The organism is Streptomyces sp. NPDC005774, from assembly GCF_042871645.1.
In the GTDB taxonomy this organism is placed as follows: Bacteria; Actinomycetota; Actinomycetes; order Streptomycetales; family Streptomycetaceae; genus Streptomyces; species Streptomyces pratens.
The window spans coordinates 11,295-33,611 of the sequence record NZ_JBIAIV010000038.1; the positions used below are offsets into that span (position 1 = coordinate 11,295).

The 22,317-nt window shown below is 69.2% G+C and carries 16 protein-coding genes and 1 pseudogene; 12 read left to right on the forward strand and 5 right to left on the reverse strand.

Annotated elements, in window-relative coordinates; genetic code table 11:
• The first annotated feature begins 93 nt into the window (after nt 1–93).
• Both ACFYQA_RS27915 and ACFYQA_RS27920 read left to right on the forward strand, forming a co-directional pair.
• Nucleotides 94–1,701 (forward strand): ATP-binding protein, encoded by a 1,608-nt coding sequence (locus ACFYQA_RS27915; RefSeq protein WP_388923358.1) that lies wholly within the window; start codon nt 94–96, stop codon nt 1,699–1,701.
• Nucleotides 1,698–2,897: a PP2C family protein-serine/threonine phosphatase gene (locus ACFYQA_RS27920; RefSeq protein WP_388923361.1), complete on the forward strand. Its 1,200-nt coding sequence runs from the start codon at nt 1,698–1,700 to the stop codon at nt 2,895–2,897. The genes ACFYQA_RS27915 and ACFYQA_RS27920 overlap by 4 nt, the downstream gene beginning before the upstream one ends.
• 89 nt (nt 2,898–2,986) lie before the next feature.
• On the opposite strand, the gene ACFYQA_RS27925 is transcribed toward ACFYQA_RS27920, so the two are convergent.
• Nucleotides 2,987–4,024, reverse strand: a complete 1,038-nt coding sequence (locus ACFYQA_RS27925; RefSeq protein WP_386400962.1) for a LacI family DNA-binding transcriptional regulator — start codon at nt 4,022–4,024, stop codon at nt 2,987–2,989.
• A gap of 462 nt (nt 4,025–4,486) precedes the next feature.
• Here ACFYQA_RS27925 and ACFYQA_RS27930 point away from each other — a divergent pair, with 462 nt between their 5' ends.
• The 4 genes from ACFYQA_RS27930 (at nt 4,487) to ACFYQA_RS27945 (ending at nt 9,644) form a co-directional block, all read left to right on the forward strand.
• Entirely contained in the window at nt 4,487–5,758 is a 1,272-nt protein-coding gene (locus tag ACFYQA_RS27930; protein WP_388923366.1) for an extracellular solute-binding protein, read from the forward strand.
• A 96-nt stretch (nt 5,759–5,854) separates the two neighbouring features.
• Entirely contained in the window at nt 5,855–6,859 is a 1,005-nt protein-coding gene (locus tag ACFYQA_RS27935; RefSeq protein WP_388923369.1) for a carbohydrate ABC transporter permease, read from the forward strand.
• Between the two features lie 13 nt (nt 6,860–6,872).
• Nucleotides 6,873–7,790, forward strand: a complete 918-nt coding sequence (locus tag ACFYQA_RS27940) for a sugar ABC transporter permease (protein WP_388923372.1) — start codon at nt 6,873–6,875, stop codon at nt 7,788–7,790.
• Nucleotides 7,791–7,949: 159 nt separating this feature from the next.
• A complete protein-coding gene (locus tag ACFYQA_RS27945) occupies nt 7,950–9,644 on the forward strand; it encodes a glycoside hydrolase family 13 protein (protein WP_388923375.1) in 1,695 nt (564 codons plus the stop codon).
• A gap of 73 nt (nt 9,645–9,717) precedes the next feature.
• Here ACFYQA_RS27945 and ACFYQA_RS27950 read toward each other — a convergent pair whose 3' ends face one another.
• Nucleotides 9,718–10,002: a hypothetical protein gene (locus ACFYQA_RS27950; RefSeq protein ID WP_388923378.1), complete on the reverse strand. Its 285-nt coding sequence runs from the start codon at nt 10,000–10,002 to the stop codon at nt 9,718–9,720.
• A 119-nt stretch (nt 10,003–10,121) separates the two neighbouring features.
• Here ACFYQA_RS27950 and ACFYQA_RS27955 point away from each other — a divergent pair, with 119 nt between their 5' ends.
• The 3 genes from ACFYQA_RS27955 to ACFYQA_RS27965 all read left to right on the forward strand — a co-directional run bounded on the left by ACFYQA_RS27955 (nt 10,122) and on the right by ACFYQA_RS27965 (nt 11,801).
• Nucleotides 10,122–10,970 carry a Scr1 family TA system antitoxin-like transcriptional regulator gene (locus ACFYQA_RS27955; RefSeq protein WP_388923381.1) on the forward strand — a complete coding sequence of 283 codons (849 nt, stop codon included), beginning with the start codon at nt 10,122–10,124 and terminating at the stop codon, nt 10,968–10,970.
• A complete protein-coding gene (locus ACFYQA_RS27960) occupies nt 10,946–11,155 on the forward strand; it encodes a DUF397 domain-containing protein (RefSeq protein WP_388923384.1) in 210 nt (69 codons plus the stop codon). Before ACFYQA_RS27955 ends, ACFYQA_RS27960 begins: the two co-directional genes overlap by 25 nt.
• Nucleotides 11,156–11,360: 205 nt before the next feature.
• Entirely contained in the window at nt 11,361–11,801 is a 441-nt protein-coding gene (locus ACFYQA_RS27965; protein WP_388923387.1) for a DUF6228 family protein, read from the forward strand.
• Nucleotides 11,802–12,836: 1,035 nt separating this feature from the next.
• Here ACFYQA_RS27965 and ACFYQA_RS27970 read toward each other — a convergent pair.
• Nucleotides 12,837–13,205, reverse strand: a pseudogene (locus ACFYQA_RS27970) (VOC family protein); the annotation flags it as partial.
• 465 nt (nt 13,206–13,670) lie between these two features.
• Here ACFYQA_RS27970 and ACFYQA_RS27975 point away from each other — a divergent pair.
• The 3 genes from ACFYQA_RS27975 (at nt 13,671) to ACFYQA_RS27985 (ending at nt 21,110) form a co-directional block, all read left to right on the forward strand.
• Nucleotides 13,671–15,044: an alpha-amylase family protein gene (locus ACFYQA_RS27975; RefSeq protein ID WP_388923390.1), complete on the forward strand. Its 1,374-nt coding sequence runs from the start codon at nt 13,671–13,673 to the stop codon at nt 15,042–15,044.
• 205 nt (nt 15,045–15,249) lie between these two features.
• A complete protein-coding gene (gene pulA, locus ACFYQA_RS27980; RefSeq protein WP_388923393.1) occupies nt 15,250–20,676 on the forward strand; it encodes a pullulanase-type alpha-1,6-glucosidase in 5,427 nt (1,808 codons plus the stop codon).
• A 65-nt stretch (nt 20,677–20,741) separates the two neighbouring features.
• Complete coding sequence (locus tag ACFYQA_RS27985) at nt 20,742–21,110, forward strand: 5-carboxymethyl-2-hydroxymuconate Delta-isomerase (protein WP_388923396.1); 369 nt, start codon at nt 20,742–20,744, stop codon at nt 21,108–21,110.
• A gap of 24 nt (nt 21,111–21,134) precedes the next feature.
• Here the strand turns inward: ACFYQA_RS27985 and ACFYQA_RS27990 are convergent, their stop codons facing one another.
• Nucleotides 21,135–21,602, reverse strand: a complete 468-nt coding sequence (locus ACFYQA_RS27990) for a hypothetical protein (protein ID WP_388923399.1) — start codon at nt 21,600–21,602, stop codon at nt 21,135–21,137.
• A complete protein-coding gene (locus ACFYQA_RS27995; RefSeq protein ID WP_388923402.1) occupies nt 21,599–22,291 on the reverse strand; it encodes a TetR/AcrR family transcriptional regulator in 693 nt (230 codons plus the stop codon). The genes ACFYQA_RS27990 and ACFYQA_RS27995 overlap by 4 nt, the downstream gene beginning before the upstream one ends.
• Nucleotides 22,292–22,317: the final 26 nt, after the last annotated feature.

Here is a 22,317-nt window from a genome sequence, read left to right on the forward strand (position 1 = left end):
TCCCGGAGCAGCTCCGCGACAACAAGGGTTGTCGCCCTTTAAGGTGTGCTGGCCCAACTTTCAAGGTGATTGCCGCAACGAGGAGCCCACAGGATGACCGCCGACGAGAGGAAATCGCGCATACGAGGGTTTTCCACGTGGACGACCAGGCGGTGGCTTCGCGTGGGGGTGGCCGTGTCCCTCGTGGTTCTGGTCCTGCTCGGGACAGCGGGCGCATGGGTCCTGGGGCGGACCCAGACGATCAGCGACGAGCTCGTGGACGTACGGTCCCCCGCGCTGACCGTCGCGATCCGCCTGGAAGCGGCCGTGCTCAACCAGGAGACCGGAATCCACGGCTACGGGCTCACCGGCCTGCCGGAGTTCATCACCCCCTACGAGCAGGGGCTCGCCGAGCAGGAAGCGAGTTTTGCGGAACTCACCGGGCTGCTCGAGGGCGACCGCGCGGGACTGGACGACCTGAAGGCCGTGCAGGACACCGTGGTGAAGTGGCAGGAGAGGATCGCCCGGCCCGTCGCCGCCGCACCCGCCGGCTCACCCTCGCCGATGGCCACCCAGCGGGCGGAGGAGGGCAAGGCGGCCTTCGACGACGTACGTACCGCCCTGAGCGGCCAGCAGGAACAACTGCGCGCGGACCGCGAGCGGGCCAGGGACGACCTGATGGACACGATGGTCCTGAGGAACTGGGTGTTCAGCGCCATCGCGGTGCTCATCGTCGTCCTCACGGTCTTGATCTTCGAAGGACTGCGCCGCGGCATCAACACGCCGCTGGAGCGGCTCGGCGCGGACGCCCGCGCCGTCACCGGCGGCGACTTCGGGCATCCCATCGCCCTGACCGGTCCCGCCGACCTGCGGCGCCTCAGCCGTGAGATCGACTTCATGCGACAGCGTCTCGTACAGGAACTGGCCCTCAGCGAGGACACCCGGCTGCGGCTGGACGCGCAGGCCGCGGACCTCCAGCGTTCCAACGCCGAGCTGGAGCAGTTCGCGTACGTGGCCTCCCACGATCTGCAGGAGCCGCTGCGCAAGGTCTCCAGCTTCACCCAGCTCCTCCAGCGGCGCTACGGAGGGCAGCTCGACAGCCGGGCCGACCAGTACATCGACTTCGCGGTCGACGGGGCGAACCGCATGCAGACCCTCATCAACGACCTGCTCGACTTCTCCCGGGTCGGGCGGCTGCACAACGCCCACCAGAGCGTCGACCTGGACAAGGTGCTGGAAAGGACCCTGTCCGAGCTGAGCGTCGGCATCGAGGAGGCCGGAGCGGAGATCACCCACGATCCGCTGCCGACCCTGGTCGCCGACCCCACCCAGCTGGGCATGCTCTGGCAGAACCTGATAAGCAACGCCGTCAAGTTCCGCCGCCCGGGCGAAACGCCGAAGATCCACGTCACTGCGGCCCGGGAAGGCGAACTGTGGCGGTTCACCGTCACCGACAACGGCATCGGCATCGCACCGGAGTACGCCGACAAGGTGTTCGTGATCTTCCAGCGGCTGCACACCAAGGACACCTACACCGGGAGCGGAATCGGCCTCGCGATGTGCAAGAAGATCGTCGAGTTCCACGGGGGCACCATCGGGGTCGACCCGGAATACCACGACGGCGCACGTATCACCTTCACCCTCGCCCCCCGGCCGCCGGAGAGCCCCGGTCCGTCCACCGTGCCGGAAGCCATCCGCGCCGACGCGGAGCCGGCGCGATGACCGAGGTCATGACGGTCGTGCCGGAAGCATCCTCCGAGGGGCCGGTGTACCGCATCCTGCTGATCGAGGACGACCCGGGCGACGCCCTGCTCGTGGAGGAACTCCTCCACGACACGGGGATGCGGTTCGCGCTGACCACCCGGACCACCCTGGCCGAGGCGCGCGCCGAACTGGCCGGCAGCCCGATCGACTGCATCCTCCTCGACCTGCACCTGCCCGACGTGGCGGGCGTCGACGCGGTCACGGCCGTGCGCGGGCTGGCCCCGCACACCGCGGTGATCGTCCTGACCGGGCTGTCCGAGGACCGGGCGGGCACCGAGGCCATGGCCGCCGGAGCGCAGGACTACCTCGTCAAGGGCAAGGTCGAAGCGGACCTGCTGCGAAGGACGCTGCGCTACGCCGTCTACCGGAGCCGGACGGAACGCGCGAGCGCCCAGGCGCAGGCCACCCGGCTGCGCGCGGAGGAGAACGCCCGCCTGGAACGCAGTCTGCTGCCCCAGCCGATGCTCGACACCTCCACGGTGAGGGTGACGTCCCGCTACCTGCCCGGTGCCGCGATGGCCCTGCTCGGCGGGGACTTCCTCGACGTGGTGGAGGGGGACGACGGGCTGCTGCACGCCGTCGTGGGCGACGTCAGCGGCCACGGCCCCGACGCCGCGGCGCTCGGTGTCTGTCTGCGGATCGCCTGGCGCTCCCTGGTGCTCGGCGGGCACCGCGGAGACGACCTGCTGCACCTGATGGAACGCATCCTGATCGCCGAACGCGACGGCCGGCAACTGTTCGCGACCTGCACCCTGCTCACTCTCGACCAGCGCTCCGGCACGGTCGTCCTGCACCTGGCGGGCCACCACGAGCCCCTGCTCACCACGGCCGAGGGGACCCGTGAAGTGAGCGCCGAACACGGCATCGCCCTGGGCATCGTCCCCGGAGAGTGCAGCTGGCCCTCCACGGTCGTTCCGCTCCCGGCCACCGGAGCCCTGACCGTCTACACCGACGGTCTCATCGAAGGACACAACGGGACGAAGGGTGAGCGGCTCGGCGTCGAAGGGCTGCTCGCGCTGATCGGGAACCTGCCGTCGGCGGACCCGGCGGACCACGTCGACCTCCTCATCAAGGAGACCCAGACGCTGAACGCCGGCCGCCACTCCGACGACCTGGCCGTGCTCCGCCTCGACTGGGGCGATCGGCCCGCCTGACGCCGAGAACCCGTGACGCCGAGAACCCGTGACGCCGAGAACCCCGTGCACCGGCAGTGGGCCGGCGCCGCGCCGCGTCCCGGCTCAGGTCACCGGGAGCGGTTGCGGTCCCCGGGTGCCGAAGCCGTCGAGCCCCGGACCACCAGTTCCGGCATGAACACGAACTCGCTGTGCGGGGCGGGTGTCCCGCCGATCTCCTCCAGCAGGGTGCGCACCGCGGCCTGGCCCATCGCCGGGACCGGCTTGCGGACCGTGGTCAGCGGCGGGTCGGTGAAGGCGATCAGCGGGGAGTCGTCGAAGCCGACCACCGAGATGTCCGTCGGCACCTCGAGACCGCGCTGCCGGGCCGCCCGTATCGCGCCCAGCGCCATCATGTCGCTGGCGCACACCACCGCCGTGCACCCGCGGTCCATGAGCGCGCTGGCGGCGGCCTGGCCGCCCTCCAGGGTGTACAGGGAGTGCTGGACCAGCTCCGTCTCCACGGTCTCGGCGGCCAGCCCCAGCTGCTCCTGCACGGCGCGGACGAAGCCCTCGATCTTGCGCTGCACCGGCACGAACCGCTTCGGTCCCAGCGCCAGTCCGATCCGGGTGTGGCCGAGGGAGGCGAGATGCGTGACCGCCAGCGCCATCGCCGCCCGGTCGTCGGGCGAGATGAACGGCGCCTGCACCTTCGGCGAGAAGCCGTCGACCAGCACGAACGGCACCCCCCGGGCGCGCAGTCGGTCGTAGCGCTGCATGTCGGCCGTGGTGTCCGCGTGCAGTCCGGAGACGTAGATGATGCCGGCCACCCCGCGGTCGACCAGCATCTCCGTCAGCTCGTCCTCCGTCGACCCGCCCGGGGTCTGGGTGGCCAGCACCGGCGTGTAGCCCTGGCGGGTCAGCGCCTGCCCGATGACCTGGGCCAGCGCCGGGAAGATCGGGTTCTCCAGCTCGGGAGTGATCAGTCCCACCAGGCCCTCGCTGCGCTGCCGCAACCGCACGGGACGTTCGTAGCCCAGGACGTCGAGGGCGGCGAGGACGGACTGGCGGGTGGTGGCGGCGACGCCCGGCTTGCCGTTGAGCACGCGGCTGACGGTCGCCTCGCTCACCCCGGCCTGAGCGGCGATGTCGGCAAGACGTGTGGTCACAGCACCGGACCCTATCGGCCGCCCCCGTCCTTGCACACCGGCCGGACGCCTGGCGCGTGCGGTCGAACGGCCCGTCGCGGGCTGCTGGGTCATCGCGGGTCCCTCATGTCGTGGTCGGCCGGTCGTGCTCGGCGTTCCGTCCCGCAACGGATGATTCCCCCGACGGAAACGGATGGCAAGTACTTGCAGAGTCTTGCACAGCTGTCCGAACTCCTGTCCTGACGCCGGAAAATCGGCGGTGACACGGCGATCGGGGTGCCACGGGGAGGGGGTCGAGGAGAGGTCACGGCGGGGTAACCGCAGGACTTTCTTGCAAAATTTTTCAGCAAGGTCTTTCGGATCGGTTGCATCGCTGTTACGTTCACGTCGCCCGGCGGCCCCATCGGCGCGGTCGGCAAGTCGGCAGGACGGCAGACGGGGCCGTCCCTGCACTACACGGGCTTTCACCCTCAAGGAGAACTCATGCGGCGTGGCATAGCGGCCACCGCGTTGGTGGCGTCCCTCGCCCTCACGGCGACGGCCTGCGGCGGAGACAGCGACAGCGGCGACTCGGCCGACGGCCCGGTCAGCATCACCTGGTGGGACACCTCCAACGCGACCAACGAGGCGCCGACGTACCAGGCCCTGGTCAAGGAGTTCGAGGCCGCCAACAAGGACGTCAAGGTCAAGTACGTCAACGTCCCCTTCGACCAGGCGCAGAACAAGTTCGACACCGCCGCCGGTTCCAAGGGCGCGCCCGACGTGCTGCGCTCCGAGGTCGGCTGGACCCCCGCCTTCGCCAAGAAGGGCTTCTTCCTGCCGCTGGACGGCACCGAGGCGCTGAAGGACCAGGCGAAGTTCAAGTCCAACCTGATCGAGCAGGCGACGTACGAGGACAAGGTCTACGGCGTCCCGTTCGTCACGGACACGCTCGCGCTGGTCTACAACAAGGAACTCTTCGAGAAGGCCGGCGTCGAGGCCCCCAAGACCTGGGACGACCTGAAGAAGGCCGCCGCCACCATCAAGGGCAAGACCGGCGTCGACGGCTACTGGGGCTCCACCCAGGCCTACTACGCCCAGTCCTTCCTCTACGGCGAGGGCACCGACACGGTCGACGCCGACGCCAAGAAGATCACCGTCAAGTCGCCCGAGGCCAAGAAGGCCTACGGCACCTGGCTGGACCTCTTCGACGGCAAGGGCCTGAAGAAGGCCGACACCACCGCCGACGCCTACGCCCACATCCAGGACGCGTTCGTCAACGGCAAGGTCGCCGCGATCATCCAGGGCCCGTGGGAGATCACCAACTTCTACAAGGGCTCGGCCTTCAAGGACAAGAACAACCTGGGCATCGCCACCGTCCCGGCCGGCTCCGCGGGCACGGCGGGCGCTCCGACCGGCGGCCACAACCTCTCCGTCTACGCCGGCTCCGACGCGGCGAAGCAGGAGGCCGCGCTGAAGTTCGTCAACTTCATGACCTCGGCCAAGGCCCAGGAGACCATCGCCCTGAAGAACTCCACGCTGCCCACGCGTGACGACGCCTACACCGACAAGGTCAAGGCCGACCCGGGCATCGCCGGCTACCAGACGGTCCTCGAGGCCGCCCAGCCGCGCCCGGCCCTGCCCGAGTACAGCTCGCTGTGGGGTCCGCTCGACGACGAACTGCCCCAGATCGCGGGCGGCAAGGAGTCCCTGGACAAGGGTCTGAACGACGCCGAGACCGCCATCGCCAAGCTGGTGCCGGACTTCAGCAAGTAAGCCCGCGTTGCCGCCGGATCCTGTGCCAGGAGGGGAGGATCCGGCGGCCACCGGCCTGTGTGCCGAACCCCTTGATCATCCAGAAGGTGCCGAACCATGACAGTCGCCATCGACCGCGCGACCGGCAAGCGCAGCGGTGACCGCCCGCCCCGCGCCGGCCGGGCCGGCCGCCTGAAGCGGGCCTACCAGAAGCACTGGTACGCCTTCGCCATGATCGTGCCCGTGGTCGTCGTGCTCGGCGTCCTCGTGCTGTATCCCCTGGCGTACGGCTTCTACCTCACCCTCACCGACGCCAACAGCCTCAACTCGGCCCGCACCATCGGCGTCAACGAGATCGAGGCCACGTACAAGTTCATCGGCCTGGACAACTACGCCGACATCCTCTGGGGCGAGACGTCGTACGACCGCTTCTGGTCGCACTTCATCTGGACGATCGTCTGGACGGCGGCCTGTGTCGGCCTGCACTACACCATCGGCCTGGGCCTGGCCCTGCTGCTCAACCAGAAGCTGCGCGGCCGCACCTTCTACCGGCTGATCCTGATCCTGCCGTGGGCCGTGCCGACCTTCGTCACCGTCTTCGGCTGGCGGTTCATGCTCGCCGACAGCGGCATCATCAACTCGGGCCTGGAGTCCCTGGGCCTGCCGACACCGCTGTGGCTCGAGGACACCTTCTGGCAGCGGTTCGCCGCGATCATGGTCAACACCTGGTGCGGTGTGCCGTTCATGATGGTCTCCCTGCTCGGCGGCCTCCAGTCGATCGACGGGACGCTGTACGAGGCGGCCGAGATGGACGGCGCCAGCGCCTGGCAGCGGTTCCGCCACGTCACCCTGCCGAGCCTGCGCTCGGTCAGCTCCACCGTCGTGCTGCTCGGCATCATCTGGACCTTCAACCAGTTCGCCGTCATCTTCCTGCTGTTCGGCAACACCGCGCCGGACGCGCAGATCCTCGTCACCTGGGCCTACTACCTGGGCTTCGGGCAGCAGCCGCGCGACTTCGCGCAGTCCGCGGCCTACGGCATGCTGCTGCTGGCCGTCCTGATCGTCTTCACCTCCTTCTACCGCCGCTGGCTGAACCGCAATGAGCAGCAGCTCGCGATCTGAGGCAGGAGCCCCCATGAGCACCCTCGACACCCCACCGCCGGCCGTGGTGACGGGCAAGCCGGCCGGGAGGACCACGCCCCGCCGGCCCGGGACGCGGCGGCGCGGTGAGATCAGCCGCGGCGGCGCCCTCGGCTCGCACGGCATCCTGATCGTGGCGAGCGTCGTCGCGCTGTTCCCGGTCGCCTGGCTGGTCTTCCTGTCCCTCGGCCCGGACAAGGACGACTATCTGCGCCCCGGCGGCATCTGGGGCAAGATGACGCTGGACAACTACGCGTTCGTGCTGCAGGAAACGAACTTCTTCGACTGGCTGAAGAGTTCGCTGATCGTCTCGCTCGGCACGACCGTCATCGGCGTCCTGGTCGCCGCCACCACCGGGTACGCGGTGTCCCGGATGCGGTTCCCCGGGTACAAGAAGTTCATGTGGGTCCTGCTGGTCACCCAGATGTTCCCGGTGGCCGTCCTGATGGTCCCGATGTACCAGATCCTGTCCGACCTTCAGCTGATCGACACCTACTTCGGCCTCATTCTCGTCTACTGCTCGACCGCGGTGCCGTACTGCGCGTGGCTGATGAAGGGCTATTTCGACACCATTCCGTTCGAGATCGACGAAGCGGGCCGGGTCGACGGGCTGTCCCCGTTCGGCACGTTCGTGCGGCTGATCCTGCCGCTCGCCAAGCCGGGCCTGGCGGTCGCCGCCTTCTACAGCTTCATCACCGCGTTCGGCGAGGTCGCCTTCGCCACGACGTTCATGCTCGACGACGAGAAGTACACGCTCGCCGTCGGTCTGCAGAGCTTCGTCAGCGAGCACGACTCCCAGCGCCACCTCATGGCCGCCACGGCGGTCCTGATCGCGATACCCGTCTCCGCGTTCTTCTACCTCGTGCAGAAGAACCTGGTGGCCGGCCTCACCGCGGGCGGCACGAAGGGCTGACGCCCTCCGCACGACTCCCGCGCGCCTCACCGCGCGCGGGGAGGCGGTCGCGGTGCACAAACATCCGACCCCGCCGGCACCGCGGCCGCCTCGTCTCCCGCTTCCCGCCTCCTCGGCCCCACTCGCCTCCCTGACCGACCCCACGTATTCAAGGACGACATGAGCCAGCAGCACGCCGCCGCCCCGGCCCCCACTCCGACGACCGACGCTGCCGTAGCCACCGTCACCAGGAGCCACGACTGGTGGCGGGACGCGGTGATCTACCAGGTGTATCCGCGCAGCTTCGCCGACAGCAACGGCGACGGCATGGGCGACCTGGAGGGCATCCGCTCCCGCCTGCCGTACCTGCGCGACCTCGGGGTGGACGCCGTGTGGCTCAGCCCCTTCTACGCCTCCCCGCAGGCCGACGCCGGCTACGACGTCGCCGACTACCGTGCCGTCGACCCCATGTTCGGCACCCTGCTCGACGCGGACGCGCTGATCCGGGACGCCCACGGACTGGGCCTGCGGATCATCGTCGACATCGTGCCCAACCACTCCTCCGACCAGCACGAGTGGTTCAAGCGGGCGCTCGCCGAGGGCCCCGGCTCGCCCTCGCGCGACCGCTACCACTTCCGCCCCGGCAAGGGTAAGAACGGCGAACTCCCGCCCAACGACTGGGAGTCGATCTTCGGTGGCCCCGCCTGGACCCGGGTCACCGAACCCGACGGCACCCCGGGTGACTGGTACCTGCACCTGTTCGCACCCGAGCAGCCCGACTTCAACTGGGAGCACCCGGCCGTCGGCGACGAGTTCCGCTCCATCCTGCGGTTCTGGCTCGACATGGGCGTGGACGGCTTCCGCATCGACGTCGCGCACGGCATGGTGAAGGCCGAGGGCCTGCCCGACCTGGGGGACCACGAGCAGCTGAAGCTGCTGGGCAACGATGTCATGCCGTTCTTCGACCAGGACGGCGTGCACGACATCTACCGGCAGTGGCGGCTCGTCCTCGACGAGTACGCGGGTGAGCGGATCTTCGTCGCCGAGGCGTGGACGCCGACCGTGGAGCGCACCGCCAACTACGTCCGCCCGGACGAGCTGCACCAGGCGTTCAACTTCCAGTACCTGGGCACCCACTGGGACGCCGAGGAACTGCGCGTGGTCATCGACCGCACGCTGGACTCCATGCGCCCGGTCGGCGCCCCCGCGACCTGGGTGCTGTCCAACCACGACGTCACCCGGCACGCCACCCGCTTCGGCAACCCGGCGGGCCTCGGCACCCAGATCCGGGAGGCCGGGGACCGCGAACTCGGTCTGCGCCGGGCCCGCGCGGCGACGCTGCTGATGCTGGCGCTGCCCGGCTCGGCCTACGTCTACCAGGGCGAGGAACTGGGCCTCCCGGACGTCGTGGACCTCCCCGACGAGGTGCGCCAGGACCCGGCGTACTTCCGGGGCGCGGGCCAGGACGGCTTCCGCGACGGATGCCGGGTACCGATCCCGTGGACCCGCACCGGTTCCTCGTACGGCTTCGGGGGCGGCGGCAGCTGGCTGCCGCAGCCGGAGAACTGGGGCGAGCTGAGCGTCGAGGCGCAGACCGGAACGGCCGGCTCGACCCTGGAGCTGTACCGGGCCGCGCTCGCCGTGCGCCGTGAGCAGGCCGACCTGGGCGCGGGCGAGGCGGTGGAGTGGCTGCGGGCCCCCGAAGGCGTCCTCGCCTTCCGGCGCGGCGAGTTCGTGTGCGTCGCGAACACGACGGGTCGGGCGGTGACCATGCCGTCCTACGGCCGGGTGCTGCTCACCAACGGTGAGGTGGCCGAAACCGGCGACGAGGCGAAGGTGCCGGCGGACACGACGGTGTGGTGGACGCGGGCCTGACGCCTCGTCCGCCACAGGGCCCGCCGCTCCCTTCCGGGGAACGGCGGGCCCTCGCCATGCACGGAGTGTGCCGTCAAGTCCGCTGCCCGCTCCGCCGGTTCACCTCACGCACCCTGGCGCTCAGCCCGGCGGTGCGACGACCTTCCCGCAACGCCTCCGCCAACTTGCGCGCCGTGCCCGGATTGCAGCGCCCGAGATCCACCAGCGGCGGCAGGTAGCCACTGGCCAGCGAGACCGTGTCCAGCCCCAACGAGGGCAGGAGCACGCCTGCGTCGTCCAGCGCCAGGGAGAGTTCGTTCCTGGCCTCGTCGGCGTCCTGGATCGCAGCTGCGCGCCTCGTACGTTCCTGTGGTGCCATGAGTGCGGTGCCCTTCCTTCGTGATGATCCCGACTCTCCCCACGATCATCGGTGCGTGACGCTACGCTCACCAGGGGTGACGGTTTTCGTCGCACCGGATCGAAAACGGGGGACAGGCGATGCCCGCGCCGAAGGAACTCGACCCGTCCGCGTCCCTGCCGGCGCTGTACGGCGTGAAGCTGCGCAAGCTCCGCGTCCGCGCCGGGTTCACGCAACGCGGGCTCGGCGACCTGATCCCCGTCGCCCACAGCCGTATCGCCCAGTTCGAACTGGGCAAGGAGACACCGCCCGAGGACGTCAACACCAGGCTGGACGAGATCCTGGAGGCCGACGGCGACCTGGTCGACCTGTGGACCCACATCAAACGGACGCCGATCCCGGACTGGGCACGGAAGTTCGTGGCGTACGAGGCCAGGGCGAACGCCATGCACAAGTACACGGCGCACAGCGTTCCGGGTCTGCTCCAGACCGAGGCCTACGCGCGTGAGGTACTGCGCCATGGGCAGCCGTGGTGCACGGGGGAGGAGATCGAGGAGAAGGTGGCGGCGCGGCTGAGCCGACAGAGTCTGCTCCGGAAGCCGCAACCGCCGCTGTTGTGGGTGGTGCTCGACGAGTCGGTGATCCGGCGCCCGGTGGGAGGCCCGACCGTCATGCGGGAGCAGTTGGCCTCCGTGCTGGAAGCCGCCCGCACCCCGCACATCGAGGTGCAGGTGATGCCCTTCGTCGCGGGGGCCCACTCCGCCATGGGCGGCTCGCTCACCCTCCTGTCATTCGACAACGCGCCGGACGTGGCCTACCTGGAGGCGGGGCACTCGGGTGAGTTGGTGGAAGACCGGGCCATGGTGACCCGGCACTCCCATCGTTACGATCTCGTCCATGCCCGAGCCCTGCCGCCAGAGGCATCCGTGGCCCTGATCCGGCGGGCCATGAAGGAGTATGAGACATGCGCGGTACCCGACCCGACCTGACCGCCGCAGTGTGGCGCAAGAGCACGTACAGCGACGGCGGTGGTGGCGACTGCCTGGAACTCGCCGACAACATCCCCGGCACCGTCCCCGTCCGCGACAGCAAGAACCCCACCGGCATGACCCTGCGTTTCGGCGCCTCTGCCTGGGCGGCGTTCATCGACGGCATACGGGCCGGCGCGCACTGATACGGGTCCTTACCCTGACGCGACCTCGTTGTTTCGCCGCAGCCCTCGAAGTCGGTGACTTTCTGCCAGGTGAGCTTGCTCCGCTTTGACTTACAAGAATGACGGGCGGCGGTAAGGTCACGATCCAGCTCGCGATGACCGCGGGCGTGGCGGCATACGAGGACATTCAGAAGTCTTTCTCCGTAGGCGGGGCTAACGTGATCGCGTGATCGACTACGACGATTCCGGCCGCCCTGTAGTCCGGGTGGGAGGCCCCGGGTCCGCCCGTCTACTGCTCTCGGAGCCGACCCGGCCATTCGAGGACGAACCGACGCTCGACTTCCTCGTCAGGGCCTGCGGGCCGTGGGGAAGTGTCGAGACCTCGGTGGAGACCTGGGACGGCGACGGCCTCGACGCCTTCCTCGCCTCACTTGCCGAAGACTTCCGGGGTTGGGAAGGAGTACGCACCTGGCACTCCCTCTGCTACGACCTGACCCTCTCAGCGGAGCACCGACCTGGCGGCCACGTCCAACTGACCTGGGGCATCCGTGACCGGGCACCCTCTGAGGAATGGCAGTTCGAGACCACCACAGTGCACGCGGCAGGCGAGGACATGCGCAACCTCACCGCCGAGATCCACACGTTCGTTGCGAGCGTCGTGAAGTAGGCGAACGAGCCCTCATGCCGGGCCCCACCACATGAGATGACGCCTCGGCCGAGGAGTTGGGGAGGGAAAGAAGACCGCAGTCCCCGACCGCTCGATGTCGCCGGGTCATGACGGCCTGATGGCTGGGCAGCGGCGACAAAGACGTCGTGACCGATGCCGCCACGGGGGCCTCGCCGTGTGTGATGCCTGGACGCCCGCCTGCGGCCCGGGGAGGACACACCGTCCCGAAACCGTGAGCACTTCGGCCCCCATTGTCCTGATGGCGCTCGTTTGAGCGCGTATATGACACATGCCCGCCGACTGCTCACGCTTTTCCGCAAGGCATCCGTCTCCGGCCCCGTAGCGTCGGGACCGCGGAGATTCCCTGCGCGTGTGCGTGTCCGAGGGGCATGAGATCGCTTCAGAAGGCGGTCGGGCCCTCCTGCGCAGGACTGCGCCGGCACAGGCCAGGACGACGGCAAGACCTGCCGGCACACAGACGAGAACGTTGATCAACATGGAGACGTGCTCCACCGTCGTGCCGTCGGAGTAGACGCAGGCGCTGCGAAGAGGCCACTGCTCCTGCTCGATACCTGCCCACTCGGCACCGGAGGCGTTCCGGTCTTCGCACACCCCGGGAAACGGCCCTCCCATGGCGACGGAGAACCAGCCGTAGCAGTACACGGCTGCTGCCGAGGAACTGAACACCAGAACGAGAACGGCACAGAGCCTGGACATGGACAGAGGCGGGTTGTCCAGCATCAGGACAACGGTCACGATGCCCGCCGCCCCAGTGGCCAGGCTGATGAGCATCAGCATGCCCATCAATGCGGTTGACACCGTGTCACCTTCTTTTCGTTGACGTGACGGACTGTGGCAGCACCACCCGACTCTTCGACGAGACCGGCGGGACAGGGGGCCGATACGCCTCCGGCGGCCACACGATGTCGCGCGCTGAATCACCGGAGACACCATCCCCGTCTCCGGCGGCGTTCGCCGACGCCACACGGTCTTCGCCGCTGACCCGCAAACGGCCGGAGCCGTCGCTCGAGGTCAGCGAGGGGTGAGGAGGCAGAACTCGTTGCCCTCCGGGTCGGCCAGGACCGTCCAGGGGACGTCGCCCTGACCCACGTCGGCGAGCGTCGCCCCGAGGTCCTTCAGGCGCGCGACCAACTCCGCCTGATGGGCGGTCGAGGTGGTGGCCAGATCGAGGTGCACCCGGTTCTTCACCGTTTTGGGTTCCGGGCGGGCGACGATGTCGACACAGACTGCCACGGGGTCGGGACAGGCGAAGCCCACGGGTTCGAGGTTGGTCACACCGGGTGCCTCACTGTCGACACCCCAACCGAGTGCCTCCGCCCAGAACCGGCCGAGCACGGAGTCGTCCTGGGCCTTCATGTTGATCTGCACGAGTCTTGTCGCCATGCGCGGATCCTAGAAGCTGCGCCGGTCCGGGCCACCGAGATCGGACACGTGCTCGATCCGGAGCGAGGGCCCGTCCGATCATCTTCATCTGGTGCTCGCGGTGGGCGAGGACCTGCCCCTGACGCCCGGGGGAGAAGCGGCCTGCGAAGTCCTCGGGCTCAACTGCGGAGTGTCGGCACGGGCCGGTGGAAGGCCCACCGGATCACCCGGTGGTGCGTCGAGGAGTGGCCGCGCGCCCACGAGAAGGGGGACGACGAGGGTGCGCGGGCGGGGCCTGCTCGGCTGACCCGGACGGACCGGCCGGCCGTCCTTCCGGAATTTCTTGCCGCAACTTCACGCCGACCGCTGCCCTTTCGGAGGGTGAAGCTTTAACATCTGCGTCACCGCAAGGTTTCTGAAGGTTTCAGCAAAATGCTTCAGGCGCCTTCGCGCTCCCCACACCCTTCGATGAAGAAGGAACCCCACATGGCACGCAGAACCCTCGCCGGGGCCGCCGCACTCGCGGTCGCCTCGGTTGTCATGACCCCGACTGTCGCGCAGGCCGCGCCGCCCGGGAACAAGGACGTCACCGCCGTCCTCTTCGAGTGGAACTTCAACTCGGTCGCCCGCGAGTGCACCACCACCCTCGGCCCCGCCGGGTACGGCTCCGTCCAGGTCTCCCCGCCCGCCGAGCACATACAGGGCGCGCAGTGGTGGACGTCGTACCAGCCCGTCAGCTACAAGATCGCCGGTCGGCTCGGCGACCGCACCGCCTTCCGGAACATGGTGAACACGTGTCACTCGGCCGGGGTGAAGGTCGTCGTCGACGCCGTCGTCAACCACATGGCCGCGGGCAACGGCACCGGTACCGGCGGCTCCTCGTACACCAAGTACAACTACCCGGGCCTGTACTCGTCGCCCGACTTCGACAACTGCACCTCGCAGATCACCAACTACCAGGACCGCTGGAACGTCCAGAACTGCGAACTGGTCGGTCTCGCCGACCTCGACACCGGCGAGAACTACGTACGCGGAGCCATCGCCGGATACCTCAACGACCTGCTCTCCCTCGGGGTGGACGGCTTCCGCATCGACGCGGCCAAGCACATGCCGGCCGCCGACCTGGCGAACATCAAGTCCCGGCTCTCCAACCCCAACGTGTACTGGAAGCAGGAGGCCATCTACGGTGCCGGCGAGGCCGTCCAGCCCAGTGAGTACACCGGCACCGGCGACGTCCAGGAATTCCGCTACGCCTACGACCTCAAGCGGGTCTTCAACAACGAGAACCTCGCCTACCTGAAGAACTACGGCGAGGGCTGGGGCTACATGAACAGCGGTGTCTCCGGCGTCTTCGTCGACAACCACGACACCGAGCGCAACGGCTCCACGCTCAGCTACAAGGACAACGCCAACTACACCCTGGCCAACGTCTTCATGCTGGCCTGGCCCTACGGCTCCCCGGACATCAACTCCGGCTACGAGTTCTCCGACCACGACGCCGGCCCGCCCAACGGCGGCCAGGTCAACGCCTGCTGGCAGAACGGCTGGAAGTGCCAGCACGCCTGGCCGGAGATCAAGTCCATGGTCGCCTTCCGCAACACCACGCGCGGCCAGGCCGTGACGAACTGGTGGGACAACGGGAACGACGCCATCGCCTTCGGGCGGGGCAACAAGGGCTTCGTGGCCGTCAACCACGAGTCGGGCGCCCTGACCCGTACCTACCAGACCTCGCTGCCCTCCGGCACGTACTGCAACGTCCAGAACAACACGCAGGTGACGGTGAACGGTTCGGGCCAGCTCACCGCCACCCTGGGCTCGAACTCGGCCCTCGCGGTGTACGCGGGTAAGTCGTCCTGCTGAACGTGCGTGGGTCGCGCCGCCCTTCACGGAGGGCGGCGCGGCCCGCGTCCGTATGCAAGTCCTTACCGTTACTTTCACAACCCTTGCTGTAAAGCTTTCAACGGGGATACGGTCGCGCGACACCCCGGTGACATGGCCGGAACAGGTTGTGCCGTGGTGCGGGGTCGGACCCTCAACGAGCCGTAATCGCAAGGAGTTCACGCCTGTGACACCCAGATGGCCGGCGTCCGGGAGACGCCGCACCGCGCACGGAGGCCGAGTGGCCGCCGTCACCGCGGCCGCGCTCGCCGCCACCCTCCTCCCGCCCGTGGCGGCCGGCGCCGCCACACCCCCCGCGCCCCCCTCCGACGCCACGCTGGCCAAGGCCCCCGCGCGCCACGACCTCACCCGCGAGCAGTTCTACTTCGTCCTGCCGGACCGGTTCGCCAACGGGGACGCGAAGAACGACCGGGGCGGGCTGACCGGTTCGCGGCTCAGCACCGGGTACGACCCCACCGACAAGGGCTTCTACCAGGGCGGCGACCTCAAGGGACTCACCCAGAAGCTCGACTACATCAAGGGGCTCGGCACCACATCCATCTGGATGGCGCCCATCTTCAAGAACCAGCCCGTCCAGGGCACCGGCGAGGACGCGTCCGCCGGCTACCACGGTTACTGGATCACCGACTTCACCCAGGTCGACCCGCACTTCGGCACCAACAAGGACCTCGAGACCCTCATCGACAAGGCCCACGACAAGGGCATGAAGGTCTTCTTCGACGTCATCACCAACCACACCGCCGACGTCGTCGACTATGAAGAGAAGTCCTACGACTACCTCTCCAAGGGCGCCTTTCCCTACCTGACGAAGGACGGGAAGCCCTTCGACGACGCCGACTACGCCGACGGGTCGCGGAAGTTCCCGCGCGTCGACGCCGGGTCGTTCCCCCGCACCCCGGCCGTCCCCGCCGCGAAGAAGAACGTCAAGGTCCCGTCGTGGCTCAACGACCCGGCGATGTACCACAACCGGGGCGACTCCACCTTCGCCGGCGAGTCCAGCGAGTACGGCGACTTCTCCGGCCTGGACGATCTGTGGACCGAGCGTCCCGAGGTCGTCGACGGCATGGAGAAGATCTACCAGCGGTGGGTGAAGGACTTCGACATCGACGGCTTCCGGATCGACACCGTGAAGCACGTCAACATGGAGTTCTGGACCCAGTGGGCCACCGCCCTCGACGCCTACGCGGCGAAGAAGGGGCGTGACGACTTCTTCATGTTCGGCGAGGTCTACTCCGCCGACACCGACGTCACCGCCCCCTACGTCACCGAGGGCCGCCTCGACGCCACCCTCGACTTCCCCTTCCAGGAGGCGGCCCGCCAGTACGCCTCCCAGGGTGGCGGCGCACAGAAACTCGCCTCCGTCTTCGGCGACGACCACAAGTACACGACCGACCGGGCCAACGCCTACGAGCAGGTCACCTTCCTCGGCAACCACGACATGGGCCGCATCGGGACGTTCCTCAAGCAGGACAACCCGAAGGCGTCCGACGCCGAACTGCTGAAGAAGGACATGCTCGCCAACGAGCTGATGTTCCTCAGCCGCGGCAACCCCGTCGTCTACTACGGCGACGAACAGGGCTTCACCGGCGCCGGCGGCGACAAGGACGCCCGCCAGACCCTGTTCGCCTCCCGCACCGACGACTACCTCGACGACGACCTCCTCGGCACCGACCGCACCCACGCCGACGACACCTACGACACGAAGTCCCCGCTCTACCGGCAGATCAGCGCCCTCGCCAAGCTCCGCAAGGCCCACCCCGCTCTCACCGACGGTGTGCAGCAGGAGCGGTACGCGGCCGACGGCCCCGGCGTCTACGCCTTCTCCCGCACCGCGACCGGCGCCCGCACCGGCCAGGACACCACCGAGTACGTCGTCGCCTTCAACAACGCCGACGAGGCGAAGAAGGCCACCTTCGCGACCGGTTCCGCCCGCATGACCTTCCGAGGCATCCACGGCACCGACGCCTCCGTCACCAGCGGCGCCGACCGGAAGATCACCGTCACCGTCCCGGCAGGATCCGCGGTCGTCCTCAAGGCGTCCGGCAAGCTCGCCCAGCCCGCCGCGAAGCCCACGGTCACCCTCAAGGCCCCCGAAGCGGGCGCCACCGGCACCGTCGAACTCACCGCCGACGTCGAGGGCGGACAGCTCAACCGCGTCGTCTTCGCCGCCCAGACCGGCAACGGGAAGTGGCGCACGCTCGGCTCCTCCGACCACGCCCCGCACAAGGTCACCCACACCATCGGCGACGACGTGCCCGCCGGCACCGCCCTGCGCTACAAGGCCGTCGCGATCGACTCCGCCGGCCGCACCGCGAGCGCCCTGGCCGCCTCCACCACCGGCACCCCGCCCGTGGAGGAGCCGCCGTCCGCCGCCTCCCGCGACCACGTGGTCGTCCACTACCAGCGCACCGACGGCGACTACGACGACTGGGGCCTGTACGCCTGGGGCGACCTCGCCGACGGCGAGGCCACCGAGTGGCCGGACAGCCACCCCTTCACCGGCCGCGACGCCTACGGCGCCTTCGCCCACGTCAAGCTCAAGCCCGGTGCCTCGGACATCGGCTTCCTCGTCATCGACAAGGACGGCAACAAGGACGTCTCCACCGACCGCACGATCGACGTCACGAAGAACGGCGAGATCTGGATCGAGCAGGGCAAGGAGACCGTCACCACCGAACGGCCCGAGTACCCGGCGCAGGACAAGAGCAAGGCGGTGCTGCACTACCACCGCGCGGACGGGAACTACGACGGCTGGGGACTCCACACGTGGACCGGCGCCGCCGACCCCACCGACTGGTCGAAGCCCCTGAAGCCGGTGAAGACCGATCCCTATGGCGCGGTCTTCGAGGTACCGCTCACCGAGGGTGCCACCAGTCTCAGCTACATCATCCACAAGGGCGACGAGAAGGACCTCCCCTCCGACCGGTCGCTCGACCTCAAGGCGAACGGCCACGAGGTGTGGCTGTTGAGCGGCGAGGAGAAGCACCTGCTGCCGCAGCCCGCGGGCTCCGCGGCCGCCCTCGACCTGACCACCGCCAAGGCTCTCTGGATCGACCGGAACACCGTCGTCTGGAACGGCTCCGCGGGCGCCGCCTCCACCCAGCTCCTCGCCTCCCGCACCGGCTCGATCAAGGCGCAGGACGGCACGCTCGTCATCGGTGACGACACACGGGTGATCCGGCTGCTCCCGGCGGCCCTGACCGACGCCCAGAAGGCGAAGTTCCCGCACCTCAAGGACGGCACTGCCTGGACCGTCGACCCGCGCGACCGGGACCGCGTACGCGAGGCCCTGCGCGGCCAGGTCGTCGCCGCCCAGCGGTCCGCCAACGGCGCCGTCCTCGCGGCGACCGGCGTGCAGATCGCGGGCGCCCTGGACGACCTGTACGCGGCCGGCGCGACGAAGGCGGCGCTCGGCCCCGTCTTCCGCGACGGCCGTCCCACGCTCTCCGTGTGGGCGCCGACCGCGCAGAGCGTCTCGCTGGAGATCGGCGGCTCCACCGCCACGATGAAACGCGACGACGCCACCGGCGTCTGGTCCGTCACCGGCCCCAAGTCCTGGAAGGGCAAGCCCTACCGGTACGCGGTGAAGGTGTGGGCGCCCAGTACCCGCGAGCTCGTCACCAACAAGGTCACCGACCCCTACTCGGTCGCCCTGACCACCGACTCCGCGCGCAGCCTCGTCGTCGACCTCGGCGACCGCGACCTCGCCCCCAAGGGCTGGCCGGGCCTGGACAAGCCGAAGGCCGTCCCCCTCAAGGACGCCCAGATCCAGGAGCTGCACATCCGCGACTTCTCCGTCGAGGACCGCACGGCGAAGCAGCCCGGCACCTACCTCGCCTTCACCGACAAGGACAGCGACGGCTCGAAGCACCTGCGGAAGCTGGCCGGGGCCGGCACCTCGTACGTGCACCTGCTGCCCGCCTTCGACATCGCGACCATCCCCGAGAAGAAGTCCGACCAGGCCACCGTCGACTGCGACCTCACCGCCCACCCCGCCGACTCCGACAAGCAGCAGGAGTGCGTGGCGAAGGCCGCCGCCAAGGACGCCTACAACTGGGGCTACGACCCGTACCACTACACGGTCCCCGAGGGCTCCTACGCCACCGACCCGGACGGCACGGCCCGCACGGTCGAGTTCCGCAAGATGGTCAAGGCGCTCAACGAGGACGGCCTGCGCGTCGTCATGGATGTCGTCTACAACCACACCGCGGCGAGCGGGCAGGCCGGCACCAGTGTCCTGGACCGGATCGTGCCCGGCTACTACCAGCGGCTCCTCGCCGACGGCTCCGTCGCCAACAGCACCTGCTGCGCCAACACCGCGCCCGAGAACGCCATGATGGGCAAGCTCGTCGTCGACTCGATCGTCACCTGGGCCAAGGAGTACAAGGTCGACGGCTTCCGCTTCGACCTCATGGGCCACCACCCGAAGGCCAACATCCTCGCCGTCCGCAAGGCCCTCGACGCGTTGACCCTCAAGAAGGACGGCGTCGACGGCAAGAAGATCATCCTGTACGGCGAGGGCTGGAACTTCGGCGAGATCGCCGACGACGTCCGCTTCGAGCAGGCCACGCAGCAGAACATGGCCGGCACCGGCATCGCCACCTTCTCCGACCGGGCCCGTGACGCCGTCCGCGGCGGCGGCCCCTTCGACGAGGACCCCGGCGTCCAGGGCTTCGCCTCCGGCCTCTACACCGACCCGAACTCCTCTGAGAACAACGGCACCGAGGCCGAGCAGAAGGCCCGGCTCCTGCACTACCAGGACCTCATCAAGGTGGGCCTGAGCGGCAACCTCGCCGAGTACCGCTTCACCGACACCGACGGCAAGGAGGTCAAGGGCTCCCAGGTCGACTACAACGGTTCACCGGCCGGATACGCCGCCGTCCCGGGCGACGCCCTCGCCTACGCCGACGCGCACGACAACGAGTCGCTGTTCGACGCGCTCGCGTTCAAGCTGCCGACGTCCGTGAGCGCCGACGACCGGGCCCGCATGCAGGTCCTCGCCATGGCGACCGCCGCCCTGTCGCAGGGCCCCGCGCTCTCCCAGGCCGGCACCGACCTGCTGCGCTCCAAGTCCCTGGACCGCAACTCCTACGACAGCGGGGACTGGTTCAACGCCATCCACTGGAACTGCGCCGACGGCAACGGCTTCGGCCGCGGTCTGCCTCCGGCCGCCGACAACGCCGACAAGTGGCCCTACGCCAAGCCGCTGCTGGGCGCCGTGCAGGTCGGATGCCCGCAGATCGAGGGCGCCTCGACCGCGTACCGGGACCTGCTGAAGATCCGTACGACGGAAGGGGCCTTCTCCCTCGACACCGCGGAGCAGGTACAGGCCGCGCTGTCCTTCCCGCTGTCCGGGAAGGACGAGACACCGGGTGTCATCACCATGCGGCTCGGCGACCTGGTCGTCGTCCTCAACGCCACGCCGGACCGGCAGGAACAGCGCGTCGGCGCCCTCGCCGGCACGGACCACCGGCTGCACCCGGTGCAGGCGGCGGGCTCGGACGCGGTGGTGAAGACCTCGTCCTACGCGTCGGACACCGGCACCTTCACGGTCCCGGCCCGCTCGGTCGCGGTGTTCACCGCGGCCGGCTGAGAGGCCGGGCGCGAAGCAGCGGAAGCTAGGGTGGGCCCTCCGACCTGGAACCGGAGGGCCCACCCATGCCGCAGATCACCGTCGACCACTCCGCACAAGTGACGTCCTTCTTCGAGTGCGACTGGCCCGCTTTCGTCCGGGACCTGCACAGCACCGTGGTGGAGATCGCGGCGGCGAAGCTCCCGGCGTGCAAGACCCGGTTGCGCCCGACCGGCGACGTCTTCATCGGCCACGAGCCGGCCGAGGACCACGCCCTGGTGCACGTCCACATCGCCCTGCTCGCCGGGCGGACCGAGGAGACCAAGGCACGGCTCACCGAGGCCGCCCTGGAACTGGTGCGGCGGCACGTACGGACGGTCGGCGACCTGACCCTGCACGCCTCCGCCGAGGTACGCGAGCTCGACGCGTCCTACCGGAAGTTCGAGGGCGAGTAGGTCCTCACCGGCCGGCGGACGGTTTCACGTCAGGTCGGCTCGGCCCAGCCAGGCCGGCCGCACCGGCACTCCGTCCTCGTCCAGCTCGACGGCCGGCTCGGCCCGCTGCTCCGCCGGCTCACCCGGCGGAGCAGCAGGGGCAGGGGCAGCGGCAGGGACGTCCGGCGGTGGGGCCGGTGCCTCGACCACGGGTTCCGGGACAGGAGGCGCGGCGGAGTCCTCCAGCAGCTCCGCCACGGTGAACCGGGTCACGAACGACTGCCAGGCCCCGTCGACGACGAGCAGGAACCCGTCGCCGGCCCGCAGGAGGCGACGACGCTTGGGGCTCATGGGGTGCATGGGTGTGTGGTTGCGCGCCCGTCGTTCCAGCTGCGCGAGCGCCTCCGTCCGGGACCCGGTGACGTGCGCCACCACTTGGGCCTCCGTGTGCTTGCGCTCCCCGGAGCCCACCGTCGTCTCGACGACCAGACCCCACGTAGTCGTGGTGCTCACCGGGACGCCAGCGCGATGAGCCGGGTGACCAGGTCGGTGAACGGTCCGTCGCCCGGCTCGTCCTTGAGCAGATCGCGCAGCAGCACGCCCAACTCCTCGTCGTGGGCCGCCGCGACGGCACAGAGCGCGGCGAAGTCGTGCACCAGCTGGACCTCCAGCTCCTCCCGCGGTATGCGACGGCCGTCCAGCCAGATCAGCGCCGTCGACTCGGCGAGCGAAATCCAGGACCGCACCACCAGTTCCAGCCGCGCGGGCGGGTCCACCGCGCCCATGTGCGACAGAATCTGTTCGTACGCCCGCTGCCGTACGGAGTCGACCAGCGCGTTGGTGGTCGAGGAGCCCACCGCCGGACCGCCGCGCATCAGGGCGGAGAAACCGGGCCCGTGCTCGTCGACGAAGTCGAAGTACCGGCCCATCACCCGCACCAGCCGCGCCCCCAGCGGACCCTCGCGCGGCTCCACGAACCGCGACGCCAGATCGTCCGCGGCACGCCTCAACGCGGCTTCGTAGAGGCTGAGTTTGCCCGGGAAGTAGTGGTAGACCAGCGGGCGTGAGATGCCGGCCGCCGACGCGATCTCGTCGATGGAGACGTCGTCGGGCGAGCGACGGCTGAACAGTTCGAGGGCTACGCCGATCAACTGCTGCCGTCGCTCCTCGACTCCCATTCTGCGGCGTACCCCGGTAGTCATATCCACAGCCTACCGATCGGATCCGG

Bases quoted from the DNA above. Each gene is read 5' to 3' on its own strand.
- ACFYQA_RS27960 (WP_388923384.1), top strand. From the start codon at position 10,946: ATGCGCGGTACCCGACCCGACCTGACCGCCGCAGTGTGGCGCAAGAGC.
- ACFYQA_RS27915 (WP_388923358.1), top strand. From the start codon at position 94: ATGACCGCCGACGAGAGGAAATCGCGCATACGAGGGTTTTCCACGTGG.
- ACFYQA_RS27940 (WP_388923372.1), top strand. From the start codon at position 6,873: ATGAGCACCCTCGACACCCCACCGCCGGCCGTGGTGACGGGCAAGCCG.
- ACFYQA_RS27945 (WP_388923375.1), top strand. From the start codon at position 7,950: ATGAGCCAGCAGCACGCCGCCGCCCCGGCCCCCACTCCGACGACCGAC.
- ACFYQA_RS27950 (WP_388923378.1), bottom strand. From the start codon at position 10,002: ATGGCACCACAGGAACGTACGAGGCGCGCAGCTGCGATCCAGGACGCC.
- ACFYQA_RS27935 (WP_388923369.1), top strand. From the start codon at position 5,855: ATGACAGTCGCCATCGACCGCGCGACCGGCAAGCGCAGCGGTGACCGC.
- ACFYQA_RS27955 (WP_388923381.1), top strand. From the start codon at position 10,122: ATGCCCGCGCCGAAGGAACTCGACCCGTCCGCGTCCCTGCCGGCGCTG.
- ACFYQA_RS27995 (WP_388923402.1), bottom strand. From the start codon at position 22,291: ATGACTACCGGGGTACGCCGCAGAATGGGAGTCGAGGAGCGACGGCAG.
- ACFYQA_RS27930 (WP_388923366.1), top strand. From the start codon at position 4,487: ATGCGGCGTGGCATAGCGGCCACCGCGTTGGTGGCGTCCCTCGCCCTC.
- ACFYQA_RS27975 (WP_388923390.1), top strand. From the start codon at position 13,671: ATGGCACGCAGAACCCTCGCCGGGGCCGCCGCACTCGCGGTCGCCTCG.
- ACFYQA_RS27920 (WP_388923361.1), top strand. From the start codon at position 1,698: ATGACCGAGGTCATGACGGTCGTGCCGGAAGCATCCTCCGAGGGGCCG.
- ACFYQA_RS27985 (WP_388923396.1), top strand. From the start codon at position 20,742: ATGCCGCAGATCACCGTCGACCACTCCGCACAAGTGACGTCCTTCTTC.